Consider the following 16,597-nt stretch of genomic DNA (forward strand, 5'->3'; position numbering starts at 1 on the left):
CCATGCACGACGAACGCCGCCGGATCGAGGAGCGCGTCGAACGCATCCACGACCAGCGCATCAAGCCGGCCGTCTACTCCGCCTCCGTCCCGCTCATGGTCGAGGCCTGGCAGGCGCCCGGCGAGCCGGTGCCCTTCGCCGAGGCCGCGGATGCCGCGTACGAACCCTTCGCGATGGGCACGCCGTGGGGCCCGCCGTGGGGCACCACCTGGTTCCGGATGCGCGGCCGGGTGCCGGCCGAGTGGGCCGGCAAGCGTGTCGAGACGGTGATGGACCTGGGCTTCGTCGGCGACTGGCCGGGCAACCAGGCCGAGGCGCTGGTGCACGTGCCGGACGGCCGCCCGCTGAAGGCCGTCAACCCGCAGAACCAGTACGTCCCGGTCGCCAACCCGGCCGTCGGCGGCGAGGAGATCCACTACCTGGTGGAGGCCGCCTCCAACCCGGACATCCTCGCCAACGACTTCATCGGCCCCACTCCGCTGGGCGACCGGCTCACTGCCGGTGACAAGCCGCTGTACACCTTCAAGCGCGCCGATCTCGCCGTACTGGACGAGGACGTCTGGCATCTGTCACTGGACCTGCAGGTGCTGCGCGAGCTGATGCTGGAGCTTGAGGCGCACGACCCGCGCCGGCACGAGATCATGACGTGTCTGGACCGCGCCCTGGACGCGCTGGACCTGGACGACATCTCCGGCACCGCGGCCGACGCCCGCGCCGTGCTGAAGGAGGCCTTGGCCAAGCCCGCGCACGCCAGTGCGCACCGGATGTCGGCCGTCGGGCATGCGCACATCGACTCGGCGTGGCTGTGGCCGATCCGTGAGACCAAGCGCAAGACCTCCCGCACCTTCTCCAACGTCACGGCGCTGGCCGAGGAGTACGACGAGTTCGTCTTCGCCTGCTCGCAGGCCCAGCAGTACGAGTGGGTGCGCGACAACTACCCGCACGTGTGGGCCCGTATCCAGCAGGCCGTGAAGAACGGGCAGTGGGCGCCGGTCGGCGGCATGTGGGTGGAGTCGGACGGCAACCTGCCGGGCGGTGAGGCCATCGCCCGCCAGCTGATCCACGGCAAGCGGTTCTTCATCGAGCACTTCGGCATCGAGACCAAGGGCGTGTGGCTGCCGGACTCCTTCGGCTACAACGCCGCCTACCCGCAGCTGGCAAAGCTCGCCGGCAACGAGTGGTTCCTCACCCAGAAGCTGTCGTGGAACCAGACCAACAAGCTGCCCCACCACTCGTTCTGGTGGGAGGGCGTGGACGGCACCCGGATCTTCACCCACTTCCCGCCGGTGGACACCTACAACGCCGAGTTCTCCGGCAAGGAGATGGCGCACGCGGTGCGCAACTACCAGGACAAGGGCGTCGGCACCCGCTCGCTGGCCCCGTTCGGGCACGGTGACGGCGGTGGCGGCCCCACCCGGGAGATGCTGGAGCGCGCCCGCCGGCTCGCCGACCTCGAGGGCTCGGCGAAGGTGACGGTCGAGCACCCGGACACCTTCTTCGCGGAGGCGGCGAAGGAGGTTCCCAAGGACCAGGTGTGGTCCGGTGAGCTGTATCTGGAGCTGCACCGCGCCACGTACACCTCGCAGGCGCGCACCAAGCAGGGCAACCGGCGCAGCGAGCACCTGATGCGCGAGGCGGAGCTGTGGGCGACGACGGCCGCGCTGCACGCGCCGGGCTACCGCTATCCGCACGAGAAGCTGGACCGGCTGTGGAAGACGGTGCTGCTGCACCAGTTCCACGACATCCTGCCGGGCTCCTCGATCGCCTGGGTCCATCGCGAGGCAGAGGCGGAGTACGCGCGGGTCGCGGCCGAGGTGCAGGAGCTGACGACCGAGGCACTGGCGGCGCTTTCCGGTGGTGAAGGCCTTTCGGTGTTCAACACCGCTCCGCGCGACCGCGCCGAGGTAGTCACGGTGCCCGCGGGCACAGCGGCCGACGGCCAGCAGCTGGCCGACGGATCGGTGGCCGTGTACACCGAGGTCCCGGCGAGCGGCATCGCACCGCTCGGCGCGTCGGGGGCCGCCCCGCAGCCGGTGACCGTCGAGGGCCGGGTGCTGGACAACGGCCTGGTGCGGGTGGAAGTCGCCGCGAACGGCACCATCGCCTCTGTCCGCGACCTGGTGGCCGGCCGTGAGGTGCTGGCGCCGGACGCTGCCGGCAATCTGCTGCGCCTGCACAGCGACCTGCCCAACTACTGGGACGCCTGGGACATCGACAAGCACTACCGGAACCGCTACACGGACCTCACCGAGGCCGAGTCGGTCACTGTGTCGGAGGAGGGTCCGCTGCTCGGCGCGCTGCGGGTGGAGCGCTCCTTCGGCAAGGGCTCACGGATCGTCCAGAGGATCGTGGTACGTGCGGGCAGCCGCCGGATCGACATCGAGACGGAGATCGACTGGCACGAGGCGGAGAAGATGCTCAAGGCCGCCTTCCCGGTCGACGTCCGGGCCGACCACTCCCGCGCCGAGATCCAGTTCGGCCATGTGCAGCGCCCCACGCACACCAACACCAGCTGGGAGGCTGCCCGGTTCGAGGTCTACGGCCACCGGTGGGTGCACATCGGGGAGCCGGGGTACGGCGTCGCGGTCATCAACGACTCGACGTACGGACACGATGTCTCCCGCACCACGCGGGAGACGGACGGCGGTACGACGACGACGGTCCGTCTCAGCCTGGTGCGAGCCCCGCGCGTCCCGGACCCGGGGGCGGACCAGGGCAAGCACCGCTTCACCTACGCCCTGTTGCCGGGCGCGACGGTCGAGGACGCCGTCGCCGAGGGGTACGCACTGAACCTGCCGCTGCGGGTCGGCGCCGCGGCCTCGGCCACCCCGGTGGTCACCAGCGACAACCCGGCCGTCACCGTCGAGGCGGTCAAGCTGGCCGACGACGGCTCGGGCGATGTGGTGGTGCGGCTCTACGAGTCGCTGGGCGGCCGGGCGCAGGCGGTTCTGCGCCCGGGCTTCCCGCTGGGCAAAGTACAGGTCACGGACCTGCTGGAGCGCCCGCTCGCGGGGCAGCCCGCAGAGGTATCAGCGGCCCGTGAGGGGGAGGTGGCCGTGACACTACGGCCGTTCCAGATCCTCACCGTGCGGCTGACGCCCGCGGGCTGATGGTACGGGGCCCTGCCCGGTCTTCCCCATGGGCCGGGCGGGACCCTTGTGCCGGTTGCTTCCGGCGGCGCGCGCTGATTCCCGGCGCACCATGGGACGGGCCAAAGGGCGCGTTTCGTCGCTCCAGGGCAAGATCCTGCAGCCCGTGGGCAGCACCATCCGCAATCGCGGGCCCCGACGGCTGACCGGCGCAGCCCACACCCAGCTGATCTGTGCACGGCTCTACACATTCACCTGAACACCGACACCTCAGCGGCTTTGTGACCGACACATTCGGCTCACCTCTCGGCCCTGTCAACGGTGGCGGCATTGGCTGTCAGGGCACCGTGGACGATGGAGTCCGCCCGGTAGTCCTTCGCACATGATGACGGCGTTCCCGATGCCAGCTACTACCAGAAGCCGGCACCCTGGCCGCGCCCCGCCACGCCACCGCCCTCGTCAAACCCGTCGGGCAATGGCTCACCAACATCCGCAGGCCCGGCGGACTCGGCAAGGCCCCCCGAACGCGCGACGCAGCGTGCCGCGATGGCCGTCATGGCAACCAGGATCAATCAAGGCGGTCCCAAGGCAAGTAGTCGGCTCGCTGCAGCAAGCAGGGCTGTGCTGATGCGACGCTCATGGCTGCGTCCTTGACGCTCTATGCTGACCAGCGCCATCGGACGTGGCCGCAGTCTGGGTGGGTGGAAAGGAAGCCTCTTGGCAACGTCAGGTCCTCGGCCCAACGACTACACGGCCGCAGTAAGTGAGCTTGAGCCCTACCTGGGGGCCGGAACATCCTTTGTGCCTACAGCCGTTGGCAGCGGCCTTCGGCGACACCGTCGGCCGGATGCCTCGTCCAAGGCCGGACTGCATCAAGCGCAGCAGGCGTGGCGGCAGATGGCAACTGCAGAGCAGCAGTTGCCGCAGCTGTTGGCAGATATCTCCAGAGCTTCTCTGGCTGCCGATCCGCTCGTGATCTACAGCAGCATGCACGTTCTCAACGCGATGAGCCGGGCGGTGCTACCGGCAAGACTGGTGTTCGGCAGTGACGCGCTGACGGAGTTCTACGGAGGCCTGGTTACGGCAATGCCGCCGGACGACGTTCTCGCCCGGCTGGGGACCGACTACCATCCGCAGGCCCTGTTCGACGTGGATTCGCTGCTGCGCGAGTACGGGAAGGCCGAATCTCTGGCGTACCAGGCCAAAATGCTGCGCGACGGCACCGCAGACCGGCAGACGAACGTCCTGCACATGCTGCAACTAGAGCGGCGATTCGACCGGATGCAGGGTTACCCCGCACACCTACGACCCATTATCGAAGGCATAACCGCCCCACTGGCCGGCCAGGCTCGAAAAGCCCTCGGTTTCGCACTTCACCATGCCGTGGATGCGGCTGACGCGTATCACTCCTTGAGAGCCACGCAGATGAACCAGGCCGTGGACGCACTTCAGGACGTTCTCGCCGCGCTCCAGGCCTCCACGGACAAGGCGCACCGCTCACAGTTAGCACTCGTTCATGCCGCTGGGGTGGCAACGTTCGGGGCAGCCCCTGTCGAAGACGACCTTCCCGGGCTGCTGGCCGAACGCCTCAACGCTCCTCGTGACGAAATGACCCGCCTGGTCGCCTCGCTGACGACGCAGCTGGGCAGCCAACCAGGCCTTCGTGAACTGAGCGACACCAACACGCTGCGTCGTCGCCCGATCATCGGCCTGGGAGACACGCGAGGCCTGTGGGCTCGTCCAGGCGACTTCCTGCACGAGGCACTCGACTGGGCCGCAGACGCCTGCCTCGCTCATCCGGACCTCTTGAAGCAGTTCGACAAGCGACGCCAGGACTTCTGCGAGGAACAGGCCCGACGCACCCTGGCTTTGGTTTTCGGGGACGAGTACACCCACGCCGGCGTCATTTATCCGGAGGCTGGGAACCCGGACGTCGACGTCCTCATGGCCATGCCCGGTGCCGTACTTGCGGTCGAGGCCAAGGGGGGACGTTTCACTGACCCAGCCCGCAGGGCTGCGCCGGACCGAGTGAAGAAGAAGACACGCGAGTTCGTCGACAAGGCCCTCACGCAGAACGCGCGCACCATTGCCTACCTCGACGGTGGTGGAAGGGACTTCCGGGACCGACACAAGCGCCATCTGCCCCTGCCGGACCATCTCCCTACCGCGGTGTCGGTGATCGTCACGCTCGACCGTGTGGATCCGTTCGCCACACACCTTCCTGATGGCGGCAAACGCGGCGCGGCCCCAGACGATGGGACCTGGCTGGTCACGCTCGCGGATCTGATGATGGTGGCAGACGTCCTGCGTCACCCGGCAGAGTTCTACGCCTACGCCAGCACCCGCGCTGCCATGGCCAAGGCCAAGGGGCCCACTGTTTTCGTCGAGGCAGATGCTCTGGCGGCCTGGCTGGAACACCGCGTTCAGCCTGTCGAGCCCCCCGCTGGCGAACTCGTGCACCTCGACACCAGCAGTGAGGCGGTTAACGCGTTCTACACGCACGTTGATGCCCCGGGGTCACCCTCTCCGAGCCGTCCGACATCAGGCATCCCGTCCGAGGTGCTGGACGCCCTGGACCTCGTCCAACAGGGCCGGCCGGAGGACTGGCGTCACCTGGCGATCGCCACGCTTGCACTGAAGGCCACAGATTGGCAGCCCGTGCGCAGAGCGCTGCACCCCACGAAGCCGGGCAAAGGAACTCGTCGCGACCGCAAGCGTGCCCGTCGGGCAGCCGACGGAATCCGCCTTTCCCCTCACCTCACGGTCTACGTATGCGACAGCCTGGACACCCCTCCCCCACCGCTAGGACCGGCAACTCTCCTGATCACAACCCCAGAGACGGATTTCCAGAAACGCTGACTCGGTGGCATCGTGTGCCCCGGGTATCCGCGAGGCACAAGTAAGGACTCAGGCCGAGAACTCACAGTTCTGAACTGAGTCCTGGAGGAAAGCAGCAGTGCGCTTCTCTTCCGCCTTCCGCTGCTGGTCCCGGCGCAGAGCGTCTGCTCTGGCCTCGGGGGGACGGCCTCGCCCAGGGTGATCGCAGCCGTGCTGGTGACTGGCTTCAACGAGTACCAGACGGGAGGTCGGCTGGACTGCGTCGGCAGGTGCAGGCAGGCGACACCAGCCGGGAGCTCGGCGCGCAGCGCTCCGTGCCATGCCGTCGGCCTAGTAGCCCGAAGAGGGCATACAGGGTCTTCTCGTCCGTGCCATTGTCGTACTCGTCGTCCGGCTCCGGCTCCTCGCGCCAGGTCGGCTCATGCCTAATGGGATTCATCGGGCCGTGAGAGAGACTACGGTCCGTAGCCGCCAGCAGGTGAGCACTCTCCATGCCGGAGCCATTCGAGCTCTGTGGTCAGACCGTGCCCCTGCTGGTCGGCCGGGAGGCCTGACTGCTGATGGGATGGCGTGCCCGCCGGGCGGTTGGGCGTGAGCACTGGATCCATTAGGGCGCGAGCCGTGCCTTCCGTCGGCTGCAGGCAAGTACCGGACGAGGGCAAGGAGTTGAGTGTTGTTGCTGTTCATAGGCGATGACTGGGCCGAGGACCACCACGATGTCGAGCTGCAGGACGAGACAGGCCGGAAACTGGCCTCAGCCCAGCTGCCCGAGGGTGTGGAGGGCATCGCCAAGCTGCACACGCTTATAGCCCGGCACGGCGGCGAGGACCTGGAGTCCGAGAAGGTAGCGGTCGGGATCGAGACCGACCGCGGCCCTTGGGTGCAGGCGCTGATCGCAGCCGGCTACCGCGTCTACGCGATCAACCCGCGCCAGGCCGCGCGGTTCAAGGAACGGTACGGCACCTCCGGGGCCAAGAGCGACAAGGGCGACGCACACGCGCTCGCCGATATGGTCCGCATCGACGGCCCCCAGCTGCGACCCGTCGCAGGCGACAGCGACCAAGCCCAGGCCGTCCGCGTGGTCGCCCGCGCCCACCAGACCCTGATCTGGGAACGCACCCGCACCTTCCAGCGGCTGCGCAACACACTGCGCGAGTACTTCCCGGGCGCGCTGACTGCCTACGCGTCCCTGGAGCTGACCAGCACCGATGCCCTGGAACTGCTGGTCAAGGCGCCCACCCCGGAGCAGGCGGCGAAGCTCACGAAGCCGCAGATCACCGCGGTCCTGGCCCGGCACCGACGCCACCACCGCGACCAGAAGGCCGGCGCGATCCAGGCCGCACTCCGCGAGCCCCAGCTCGGCGTCGCCACCCCGGTCGCGGCCGCCTACGGCGCCGCCGCGACCGCGCACGCCAGGCTCCTGATCGCCCTGAACGAGCAGATAGCCATGATGGAAGAGCAGGTGAGCGCGCATTTTCGTGAGCACCCGGACGCTGAGATCTACCTGTCGATGCCCGGCATCGGCGCGATCACCGGCGCCCGGGTGCTGGCCGAGTTCGGGGACGACCCCACCCGCTATGCCTCCGCGAAGGCCCGCAAGAACTACGCCGGCACCAGCCCGATCACCCGTGCCTCCGGCCGAACACACGCCGTTCAGGCCCGCTACGCACGCAACAACCGCCTCGCTGACGCCCTGCACCGGCAGGCGTTCTCGGCGCTGAACACCTCGCCCGGAGCCCGGCGCTACTACGACAAACAGCGCGCCCGCGACGCGGGCTACAACCCCGCCCTGCGTCAGCTCGGCAACCGCCTCGTCGGCATCCTCCACGGATGCCTCAAGACACGCACCCCCTACGACGAGTCCACCGGGTGGTCACACCACGCGACCCTCTCGGCCACCACTTGACACCAAAACGGCATGGGATGTCTGACCACGTACAGTCCGCCCATGCCTCAGTGTGCTGAAGGGGGGGCAGACCAACTCATACCTAATTTTCGGCACTTGGCCACCGCACGCCGCGCGGTCGCGAACGCCAGGCCCCGGCGGTGACCGGCCGCCCGGTGAGCCGCTCGGTGCTCTTCCACCTGGCGGTCTCACGAGGAGCCGCCAGGTGGGACCGGGCCGGGGTGGCACCCGGAGGGTCGGGCTACTCCACGAAGTACGAGTCGTGCTCGTCGAGGAACCTGGCTCGCTCCTCATCCGTGGCATGGGCCAGCTGCGACAGTCCCTCGAAGTACTTCTCACGCGGTGCGCCCGGCGCGAAGAGCAGCAGCATTTGAGCCGGCGCGTCGGAGTCGTTGCGGTAGGCGTGAAGTCCACCCTGCGGCACGTGCAAGAAGTCGCCCTTCTGCGCGTCGACCCATTCCTCGCCGTTGAAAAGGCGAACGGTTCCGTCGAGGATGAAGAACGACTCCGAGATGGACCGATGGAAATGCGTCTTGGGGCCGCCTGCCTTCGGACTCATCTCGACTCGGTAGAGTCCGAACTCGCCTCGTGTGGTGGCCGTGGTCGCCAGATAATGGATGGCGTCCTTGCCGGCCTCGCCGAGATTGGGTCCGGTGCTCTCCGGCCGGAAATTCGCGCTGATCTCGCCGCCATTTCCGAAATACACCTGCTTCGGGTACGACATGTATACCATTCCCTACGTATGCTTGATGCAACGATGCATTGAGGGGGGCGTGTGCAGGCCACCACTCACACGGTAGACCGGGTACGACCATCGCGTGTGACACATCGCATCACCGCAGTTCCAGGATCTCTGCGCGCGGTTGCGTCCTTGGAAGTGGTAGTACGGGTTCGACCCGGTCCGGGGGTCTGTTCCGGCTTCGGGGATGACGCCCGCATAGATGAACGGCCACCGGCTGATCCTTCAAGACGACTAAGTCTTTGATAGGAGAGATCAGCACGATGACCGCACCTGACAGTGTGCCCCTGCACGCTCTCACGGAGGACACTCTCGCCGCGGCTCTTCGAGATCGTGATGGCAAGCCGACAACCCGGCTGTCGCGTCGGGTGGGCGCCGGTTTCCACGGGTCCGGTCGCTGGTGTTTCTGCTCGTCGGGGCGGGTTGTTGCTGGTCAGCCGGGGTTGGGGAGAGCGTCGGGGCGCTGGATTGCCGCTGTGATCGCGTCGGTCCATGACCAGTGCCGGGCGAATCTGAGGTGTCGTCGGCGGGCGGTGGTGACGAGCTGGACGACGGCGGAGAACAGTCGCAACCGCAGACGGCGAGGCTCCCAGAGCCGGGGCTTTCCAGCCAGCGCGAGCATCGGTAGTCAGGCCAGCAGATCGAGGGCGGGCTGGACGATCTCCAGCCAGATCCGGTTCTGAGAGGCCTCGTGCAGGGGCAGGTTCCGCAGGCCGGTGGCACGGGCGGCCCGAGTACGGTCCTCGGCCCGGGCACGTCGGCAGTGCCGTAGTTCCAGGTCCGCGATCTTCCCGCTAGCGGTGTTGGTGGCGAAGCAGGTCAGGCGCAGTCCGTCGGCGTCGGTGAAGCGCAACTGGGCTCCGGGGTGGGGCCGTTCCTTGCGGACGACCAGACGGATCCCGCCCGGCCGGCCCTTGAGTACGTCGCCATCGAGTCCGGCGGTCCAGGAACCCTCGCGGATCTCTCCACCCGGCTCGATCGCCGGACTCCACGCAGAGTCCGGGACCCTCAACACCGCCTGGTGAATTTGCTCGGTGATGGTCATCCCGACCGAGTACGACAGCCACCTCCCCCATTTGGAGAGCCAGGCGAGGAACTCATGGGTGGCGTCCGCGGAGTCGGTGCGAATCAGCGTGTTCCGCCCCCGCCGATATCTCTCGGGGAGGCAGGGCAAGTTGGGTGGTGGTGATGTGGTCCGCTGCGGTGTTGGACCCCGCGTTCCGGGCCGCAGCAGGGCGGCACCGGCTCCCCGGTGCCGCCACTGCCGTGGTCGACAAAACCCATCAGTGGATGATGCCGTAGGTCTTCTTCCAGGTCGCCGCCGCGTCCTGCTTTTCGGAGTGCGCAAGCACCAGTACCCCGTCCAGGTCCACGACCACTTGACCTGCGGCGTCCGGAGACGAGGCGCCAGCCAACCTCCATACTCGCTCCCGTACGTCGGCCCGCGCTGACTGGATCACGGTCAGAGCCTTCGGCCCGGCCGCGGCGGGCTTGTCGATGAGCCGGGAGACGGTCGGGTCGGCAGGCAGCTTGGCACTCCGCCCGGCTCGCAGCCCGACGACGACCTGAATGACGGGAGCAGTATCAGTCACCGCTGCAGCGCCGTCACAAAGCTGGTCTTTATCCGGTCATTCCATGCAAAAGGGTCACATCATTCCAGCCCTATACCGTCGGCTTTCCCGGACTCCCGAGGACGGCACTCGATGACCACGACCAGCCTCGACGCGGTGACACTCGGTAAGCAGTTGAACGCGTCTGAAATATTCGACACGGCAATCGCCCTGCTCGACGAGCAGGGAATGATCGCCGCATGGACACACACGGCCGAACAGCTCATCGGATACTCCGCCGGGGAGGTCGTGGGCCGGTCCGCCGCACTCGTGCTGCCATCCTTCGGCGAAACGACGACGCCATCGGCGTTCGTCGAGCAGTGCCGCGCCGAAAACGGCTGGTCGGGGGCGACGGCGGTGCGCCACCGGGACGGCCGTGTGCTCGACGTCAGCCTGCGGATCACGATGTTGCACGGTCAGGACGGAACAACGCGATGGCTCGCGTCCGTGACCGACACCGTCCCGCAGTCCGGGGACGCGACAGACAGATCGGTGCGGGGGCCACTGCTCGCCCGCGCGCCGATCGGTGTCGGCATTCGTGACCGGCAACTGCGGTCCACCTACGTAAACGACGTTGCTGAGAGCCACGACGGCCTTCCCCATGACCGGCGCCTCGGACGTCGATTCACCGAGGTACTGCCCGGTGCCAATGCCGAGGCACTCGAGGCGGTGATGCGGCAGGCCCTCCAAAACGGTACGACCAAGATCCACGAGTACCGGACGTGGCAGCCGACGAGCCAGGGCCCGCAGCACCAGTTCGCGGCTTCGTTCCAGTGCCTCCAGGGCGCCGACGGCGAATCGCTGGGGGTGTGCACCATCAGCGCCGACGTTACCGCGAGCTGGCAGGCACGCGAGCGCCTCGCCGCCCTCAGCCAGGCCAGTGCGCGTCTGGGCAGCACCCTGGATGTGATGCAGGTCAGCCAGGAACTGGCTGACCTTGCCGTGCCTCTGCTCGCCGACTACGTCGCCGTGGACCTGGAGCAGTCGATACCGTTCGGCGAGGGGCCCCCGGTCGGCATCAGCACGACGGGCAACCGCCTCCCCGCTTTCCGGCGGGCAGGTCTGGCCTCGAACCACCAAGGTATGCCGGAATCCCCATGGATGCGCGGCGAGCCGGTCAACGTACCTCCCGCCTCACCCTTTACCGCCGTGTTGCGTGCCGGGAAGTCCCGCCTGGAGGCGGTCCTGGACACCACTTCAGGCACATGGGTCGACAAGGTGCCGGAACTGGCGCACAGGGTCCGCGAAAACGGCATGCACTCGATCATGATCGTGCCCATCCGTGCACGGCGCGCCCTGCTGGGCATGGCACTGTTCGTCCGCACAACGGATCCCGTGCCGTTCCATGAGGCCGATCTGCTCCTGGCCGAAGAGCTCGTCGGCCGCACCGGGCAGGCATTGGACAACGCCCGTCAGTACGCTCGCCAACACACCGCCGCCCTCACGCTGCAACGCAATCTACTGCCCCGCCATTTGACGGGTGGCACGGCGGTCGAGGTGGCGTCGCGCTACCTGCCCGCAGACGTGGACCACGGTGTCGGCGGCGACTGGTTCGACGCGATCCCGCTGTCCGGCGCACGCGTGGCGCTCGTCGTCGGCGACGTGCTCGGGCACGGCCTCCACGCCGCCGTGACCATGGGCAGGCTCCGTACCGCCGTGCACACCCTCGCCAACATGGAACTACCCCCGGACGAACTGCTGGCCCAACTCGACGACACGGTCCAACGACTGGGCGAGGAAGACTGCGATTCCCCGGACCCGACCCCCGTGGTGGGCGCCACCTGCCTGTACGCCGTCTACGACCCCACCATCCGCCGCTGCACCATGGCATCAGCCGGGCATCCCCCGCCCGCGATCATCGACCCCCAGGGGCGGGTCTCGTACCCCGACCTCCCCACCGGAGCCCCCCTGGGTGTCGGCCTGGGGGACCCCCTCGAGTCCGTGGAACTCGAACTGGCCGAGGGAAGCATCCTCGCCCTGTACACCGACGGCCTGATCGAGACCCGCGACCACGACATCGAAGAGGGGATGCACCGGCTGGGCGCCGCCCTCGCGCAGCCGGGCCGATCCCTCGATGCCCTCTGCGACACCGCAATGCAGACCCTTCCCGACCAGGCTCCGTGCGACGACGTCACACTCCTCCTCGTCCGGACCCGTCCTCTCAGCCCGAGCCGGGTGGCCTCCTGGACACTGCCCGGTGAACAGGCGGCAGTCCGCAACGCCCGCAACCTGGCGGCACGTCAGCTGACGGAATGGGGCCTGGAAGGTCTTGAGGACTCCACGAAACTGATCGTCAGCGAACTCGTCACCAACGCCATCCGCCACGGCACCGGACAGGTCGGGCTGCGGCTCGTCCGGCACCAGGTCCTGACCTGCGAAGTGTCCGACACCGGACCCTGCATCCCGCGTCTGCGTCGCGCACGCACCACGGACGAGAACGGGCGCGGGCTCTTCCTCATCACCAACCTGTCCCGCAGGTGGGGCTCCCGCTCGATACCGGGCGGCAAGGTCGTCTGGGCTGAACAAGACCTCCCCCGTACAGCCGGCCCCCGATCGGCGCGCATCTGAGGCGAACCCACAGACCTCGCGAAGCGGGCTTCGCAGGGGCGTCCAACACGCCTCCGACACACTCTGCGCCGCTGACGTCCTCTGACGGACTCCGCCACAGGTCAGAGGGCTGCGAGTGGTGATCTACGCGTTCACCCCGGAGCCGTGTGCGCAGGTTCGAATCGAGCAATGCTCAGGACTGAAGGTTCGAAGCGGCCTGACCGAACTGGACCCCCGTGTTGGACAGCGCGACTCGGACCTGAGCCCCTACCTCTACAACCAGCAACACATCGAAACCTTCGCCCTCCTCGACCGCGTCCTCGCGCTGAAGCTCACCCGGGGGCGTTGTTGGGCAGGTGGAACATGGCCCGCTACATGTTCGTCGACGCCGCCGCCCGGGATCTCTACGTCGACTGGCCCGAGACCGCCCGCGAAAACGTGGGCATGCTGCACCTGTATGCCAGCCACCATCCGCGCGATCCCCGGCTGGCCCAGTCCGTCGACGACCGGGACTTCCGCCGGTGGGTGGGCGGACCACGACGTGTACCAGCCCAAGTACGGCTCCAAGCGCTCCCACCACCCACTCGTCGGGGACCTCACCCTTGGCTTCGAGGCCTTCAAGCCCATGGGCGACCCCGACCAGACGCTGGGCCTGTACACCGTCGAACCCGGATCACCGTCGGAAAACGCCCTGCGCTTGCTTGCCAGCTGGACCGCTGACACCACGCACATCCAGCGCGAGGAAGGCTTGGGGGTGCGCCTGGCCCGCCCGGCCGTGGGGCGACGGGGAAAGCCTGAAAGGCGAGGCTGGGATCGATTAGTGCCTGTCCGGCCGATCATGCGTCTCGCTGAGGCGACCTCGGCTGGGGGGACCTGCCGCCGTACGTACTCACGGCCCGTTGTTGTCTGCCTTGGCCGCATAGGCGGGAGCTGAGGGCACGGCACGAGGATGGCGCGACGGCGGCCGGGCGGAGAGGCAGCGAGGCGGGCCGATGTACGAGCGGGCCCGCGCGGAAAAAACGCCGCTCAGGCAAGGCGGCACCGCGCACCCGCGGCCGCGTTCGCAGCGGCCTCGGCGATGCCGGTACCGAGCCTGTCGCGGGTCGTGACCAGAGCGCTGATCTGCCGGTCGATGCGGTCTCTTTCCGCCGCGAGCCGCTCCAGCAGCGGCGGCGTCACCATGCCGGTCGCGAGGTACGGCAGGATTTCCGCGATCGGCTTGCTCGGCAACCCTGCCTGGTACATCTCCTGGATCACAGGTGCCGATCGGCAGGGTCGTGGAGCTGGCGCTGGAGCACACCGGGGAGGCTCCGTGCTCTCAGGGCGGCCAGGAACCAGCCGCTGCGTCCGTTCCCGCAGATGTGCTCTCGCGGCGGCGCACACGCCCTGCCCGTACAGTTCCCGCCCCGAGCAGGGGCATGTGCTCGCGTGCGCCGTCCAAGGACGCACCCGTGCGGTGTTTGCGTTTACCCCGCGGGCAGCACCGCGGTCTGGAGTCTGGCCGCGTCCTGGCCCGGTGGTGCGCCGAACATGCGTCTATATTCGCGGCTGAATTGAGACGGACTGTCGTAACCGACGGCGTGCCCGATCGCGGCGATGTCGTGGGGGTTGGCGATGAGCTGGATGCGGGCCTTTTGGAGGCGGAGCTGCTTTTGGTACTGCATCGGGCTCATGGCTGTAACGGCTCGGAAGTGCCGGTTGAGTGAGGAAACGCTCAGCCCTACCTCGGCGGCGAGGTCGTCGACCCGAATGACTTCGGCGTAGCGGGCCTGGAGCCAGTGAATGGCGCGGGCGACAAGGGAGAGCCTGCTGTCGGCGAGTCCGATCTGCCTGACGGTGGCCGCCTGGGGGCCGGTGAGGAGGCGCCAGTGGATCTCACGCTCGATCGCCGGTGCGAGGATGCGTTGGTCGACGGGGTTGCCCACGAGGCGCAGACGTCGGACGGCTGCGTCGATCAGATCGTCGTCGGCGTCGCTCGTGGCGATGGCCACGCCTGTGTCCTTTTTCCCCGTGCCGGTAGCGGTGCCGGCGTCGAGCAGGAGCTGTGCGATCACCGCGGGATTGAGCGGAAGCCCGAAGGCGAGGAACGGCTCGGCCGTGTCGGCGTGCGTGATCTGTGAGGTCAGGGGCAGATCGAGGGTGACCACCAGGTACTGGCCAGCACGGTAGTCGAAGATCCGCTCCTCGAGGGCGGATCGTTTCTCCCCCTGGGCGACCAGGGCCAGGCACGGCTCGGTGACCGTGCCGAGCGGTTCTGTCACCTGATCGGTGGCGAACACCTGCACTCCGTCGATCCATTCCGGCGGAGCGTTCCGCCGCGCGAGCCGGACGATCTGTGCGCGTAGTTCGTCGAGCTTTTCCACCGCCTCACCCTAACCACGCGCCCGCACAGGACGGAATACCATCCGGGCCAACTTGAGCGGATCGTGCATTCATTTGAGCGCATTGGCCTAGGGCTGCGACGAGGTCGGTGGTCGGATGGAGGTACCCGGCAGCAATGCCTTACCCGCCCCCCGATTCCTTTCACCCGACTCACATCGGAGTTGCACCATGTCGCTTGATTCGTACGTCACGCTCGGCCGCTCGGGGCTAAGGATCAGTCCGTTCACCCTCGGGACCATGACCTTCGGTGAGGATCATGGCTGGGGAACCAGCCCGGCGGAGTCGAAGGACATCCTCTCGGCCTACCTGGAGCGCGGTGGCAACTCCATCGACACGGCCAACATCTACACCAACGGGCACTCCGAGAAGATCATCGGCGACTACTTCGCCGGCAAAGGCTCGCTGCGCGACCGTGTCGTGATCGGCACGAAGTTCTTCGGGAACCTCTACGAGAAGGACCCCAACGGCGGCGGGGCCGGCCGCAAGGGGATCATGCAGCAGCTTGAGAACTCGCTGCGGCGCCTGCAGACGGACTACGTCGACATCTACTGGCTGCACAACTTCGATCCCGCGACACCGATCGAGGAGACCATGCGGGCCCTGGACGACCTGGTGGCCAGCGGCAAGGTCCGCTACATCGGTTTCTCCGACGTGCCGGCATGGAGGACCGCCGAGGCGGCCACCCTCGCGGAGTTCCGGGGCTGGGCGCCCATCGTCGGGCTTCAGCTGGAGTACTCCCTGCTGGAGCGCTCCTCGGAGGGAGAGCTGATTCCGCTGGCCCAAGCCAAGGGCATGGGTGTACTGCCGTGGAGCCCGCTCAAGAGCGGCTTCCTGTCCGGCAAGTACTCCAGCGGCCGCACCGGGCCGGTCGACACCGCGCGCTCGGCCCTGGTCGGCGCTCCGAGCCAGAGCGACTACATCGTCATCGACGCGCTCAACGAAATCGCCGCCGAGGCCGGTGCCAGCCCAGCCGCAGTCGCCCTGAACTGGGTGAACAAGCGCCCCGGCATCACCTCGACCCTGGTGGGCGCCCGACGGCTGGCACAGCTGGAGACCAACCTCGACGCCTTCGCCGTCACCCTCACCGACGCCCAGCGCGAAACCCTCGACGAGGTCTCCGCTCCCACCCTCAACTTCCCCGCCGAGAACAACAGGACCCTCGCCGCGATGCTCGCCTTCGCCGGCGCGACCGTCGACGACCAGCAGACCATCGTCTCCCCCCTGCTTCAGACCAACCCCACCCGCTACTGACACGCCAACTGCCGGACCGACAAGGTGGCGGAACGCCCGCCGAGGCAGCCTCGCGGGCACAGCAGAGCAGGGTTTACAGGCACGTCGGCGCTCATCACTGGCGGGGCAGCCGAAGGAGCTCGCCGCCGCCAAGGAGATCACCGTCGCCCGGGTCGTCCTCGCCTGGCTGCTCGCCCAATCTCCGCCGCGCTCACGCAGGCCCACCCTGACCGCGGCATCAAGACCACCGTTGTGC

12 protein-coding genes and 1 pseudogene are annotated in these 16,597 nt (G+C 67.9%); 7 read left to right on the forward strand and 6 right to left on the reverse strand.

What is annotated here, in order from left to right; all coding sequences use genetic code 11:
• Positions 1–2: 2 nt before the first annotated feature.
• The 3 genes from OG878_RS40480 to OG878_RS40490 all read left to right on the forward strand — a co-directional run bounded on the left by OG878_RS40480 (position 3) and on the right by OG878_RS40490 (position 7,833).
• Complete coding sequence (locus OG878_RS40480) at positions 3–3,110, forward strand: alpha-mannosidase (RefSeq protein WP_326623968.1); 3,108 nt, start codon at positions 3–5, stop codon at positions 3,108–3,110.
• 876 nt (positions 3,111–3,986) lie between these two features.
• The gene (locus OG878_RS40485) at positions 3,987–5,948 is read left to right on the forward strand and encodes a hypothetical protein (RefSeq protein WP_328891707.1); all 1,962 of its coding nucleotides are present in this window, start codon (positions 3,987–3,989) and stop codon (positions 5,946–5,948) included.
• A 655-nt stretch (positions 5,949–6,603) separates the two neighbouring features.
• Entirely contained in the window at positions 6,604–7,833 is a 1,230-nt protein-coding gene (locus OG878_RS40490; RefSeq protein ID WP_328891083.1) for an IS110 family transposase, read from the forward strand.
• A 241-nt stretch (positions 7,834–8,074) separates the two neighbouring features.
• Here OG878_RS40490 and OG878_RS40495 read toward each other — a convergent pair whose 3' ends face one another.
• The 4 genes from OG878_RS40495 to OG878_RS40510 all read right to left on the reverse strand — a co-directional run bounded on the left by OG878_RS40495 (position 8,075) and on the right by OG878_RS40510 (position 10,164).
• The gene (locus OG878_RS40495; protein ID WP_328891708.1) at positions 8,075–8,557 is read right to left on the reverse strand and encodes a cupin domain-containing protein; all 483 of its coding nucleotides are present in this window, start codon (positions 8,555–8,557) and stop codon (positions 8,075–8,077) included.
• 448 nt (positions 8,558–9,005) lie between these two features.
• Positions 9,006–9,194 (reverse strand): hypothetical protein, encoded by a 189-nt coding sequence (locus OG878_RS40500; protein WP_328891709.1) that lies wholly within the window; start codon positions 9,192–9,194, stop codon positions 9,006–9,008.
• A gap of 6 nt (positions 9,195–9,200) precedes the next feature.
• A complete protein-coding gene (locus OG878_RS40505) occupies positions 9,201–9,920 on the reverse strand; it encodes a transposase (RefSeq protein WP_328891710.1) in 720 nt (239 codons plus the stop codon).
• Entirely contained in the window at positions 9,856–10,164 is a 309-nt protein-coding gene (locus tag OG878_RS40510) for a hypothetical protein (RefSeq protein WP_328891711.1), read from the reverse strand. The genes OG878_RS40505 and OG878_RS40510 overlap by 65 nt, the downstream gene beginning before the upstream one ends.
• 111 nt (positions 10,165–10,275) lie before the next feature.
• On the opposite strand from OG878_RS40510, the gene OG878_RS40515 reads away from it, so the two are divergent.
• The 3 genes and pseudogenes from OG878_RS40515 to OG878_RS42550 all read left to right on the forward strand — a co-directional run bounded on the left by OG878_RS40515 (position 10,276) and on the right by OG878_RS42550 (position 13,663).
• Positions 10,276–12,750, forward strand: coding sequence for a SpoIIE family protein phosphatase (locus tag OG878_RS40515; protein WP_328891712.1), 2,475 nt, complete (start codon positions 10,276–10,278; stop codon positions 12,748–12,750).
• 168 nt (positions 12,751–12,918) lie between these two features.
• Positions 12,919–13,224: pseudogene (locus OG878_RS42545) on the forward strand (MmyB family transcriptional regulator); the annotation flags it as partial.
• Positions 13,187–13,663: an MmyB family transcriptional regulator gene (locus OG878_RS42550; protein WP_443049307.1), complete on the forward strand. Its 477-nt coding sequence runs from the start codon at positions 13,187–13,189 to the stop codon at positions 13,661–13,663. The pseudogene OG878_RS42545 and the gene OG878_RS42550, both read left to right, overlap by 38 nt.
• 92 nt (positions 13,664–13,755) lie before the next feature.
• Here OG878_RS42550 and OG878_RS40520 read toward each other — a convergent pair whose 3' ends face one another.
• Positions 13,756–13,974, reverse strand: a complete 219-nt coding sequence (locus OG878_RS40520) for a hypothetical protein (protein ID WP_328891713.1) — start codon at positions 13,972–13,974, stop codon at positions 13,756–13,758.
• A gap of 221 nt (positions 13,975–14,195) precedes the next feature.
• Positions 14,196–15,092, reverse strand: coding sequence for an AraC family transcriptional regulator (locus OG878_RS40525; RefSeq protein WP_328891714.1), 897 nt, complete (start codon positions 15,090–15,092; stop codon positions 14,196–14,198).
• A gap of 187 nt (positions 15,093–15,279) precedes the next feature.
• Here OG878_RS40525 and OG878_RS40530 point away from each other — a divergent pair, with 187 nt between their 5' ends.
• The gene (locus OG878_RS40530; protein WP_328891715.1) at positions 15,280–16,362 is read left to right on the forward strand and encodes an aldo/keto reductase; all 1,083 of its coding nucleotides are present in this window, start codon (positions 15,280–15,282) and stop codon (positions 16,360–16,362) included.
• The last annotated feature ends 235 nt before the right edge of the window (positions 16,363–16,597 follow it).

Source organism: Streptomyces sp. NBC_00316 (assembly GCF_036158715.1).
Taxonomy (GTDB): domain Bacteria; phylum Actinomycetota; class Actinomycetes; order Streptomycetales; family Streptomycetaceae; genus Streptomyces.

Bases quoted from the DNA above. Each gene is read 5' to 3' on its own strand.
- OG878_RS40480 (WP_326623968.1), top strand. From the start codon at position 3: ATGCACGACGAACGCCGCCGGATCGAGGAGCGCGTCGAACGCATCCAC.
- OG878_RS40485 (WP_328891707.1), top strand. From the start codon at position 3,987: ATGGCAACTGCAGAGCAGCAGTTGCCGCAGCTGTTGGCAGATATCTCC.
- OG878_RS40530 (WP_328891715.1), top strand. From the start codon at position 15,280: ATGTCGCTTGATTCGTACGTCACGCTCGGCCGCTCGGGGCTAAGGATC.
- OG878_RS40495 (WP_328891708.1), bottom strand. From the start codon at position 8,557: ATGTCGTACCCGAAGCAGGTGTATTTCGGAAATGGCGGCGAGATCAGC.
- OG878_RS40515 (WP_328891712.1), top strand. From the start codon at position 10,276: ATGACCACGACCAGCCTCGACGCGGTGACACTCGGTAAGCAGTTGAAC.
- OG878_RS40520 (WP_328891713.1), bottom strand. From the start codon at position 13,974: ATGTACCAGGCAGGGTTGCCGAGCAAGCCGATCGCGGAAATCCTGCCG.
- OG878_RS40500 (WP_328891709.1), bottom strand. From the start codon at position 9,194: ATGCTCGCGCTGGCTGGAAAGCCCCGGCTCTGGGAGCCTCGCCGTCTG.
- OG878_RS42550 (WP_443049307.1), top strand. From the start codon at position 13,187: ATGCCAGCCACCATCCGCGCGATCCCCGGCTGGCCCAGTCCGTCGACG.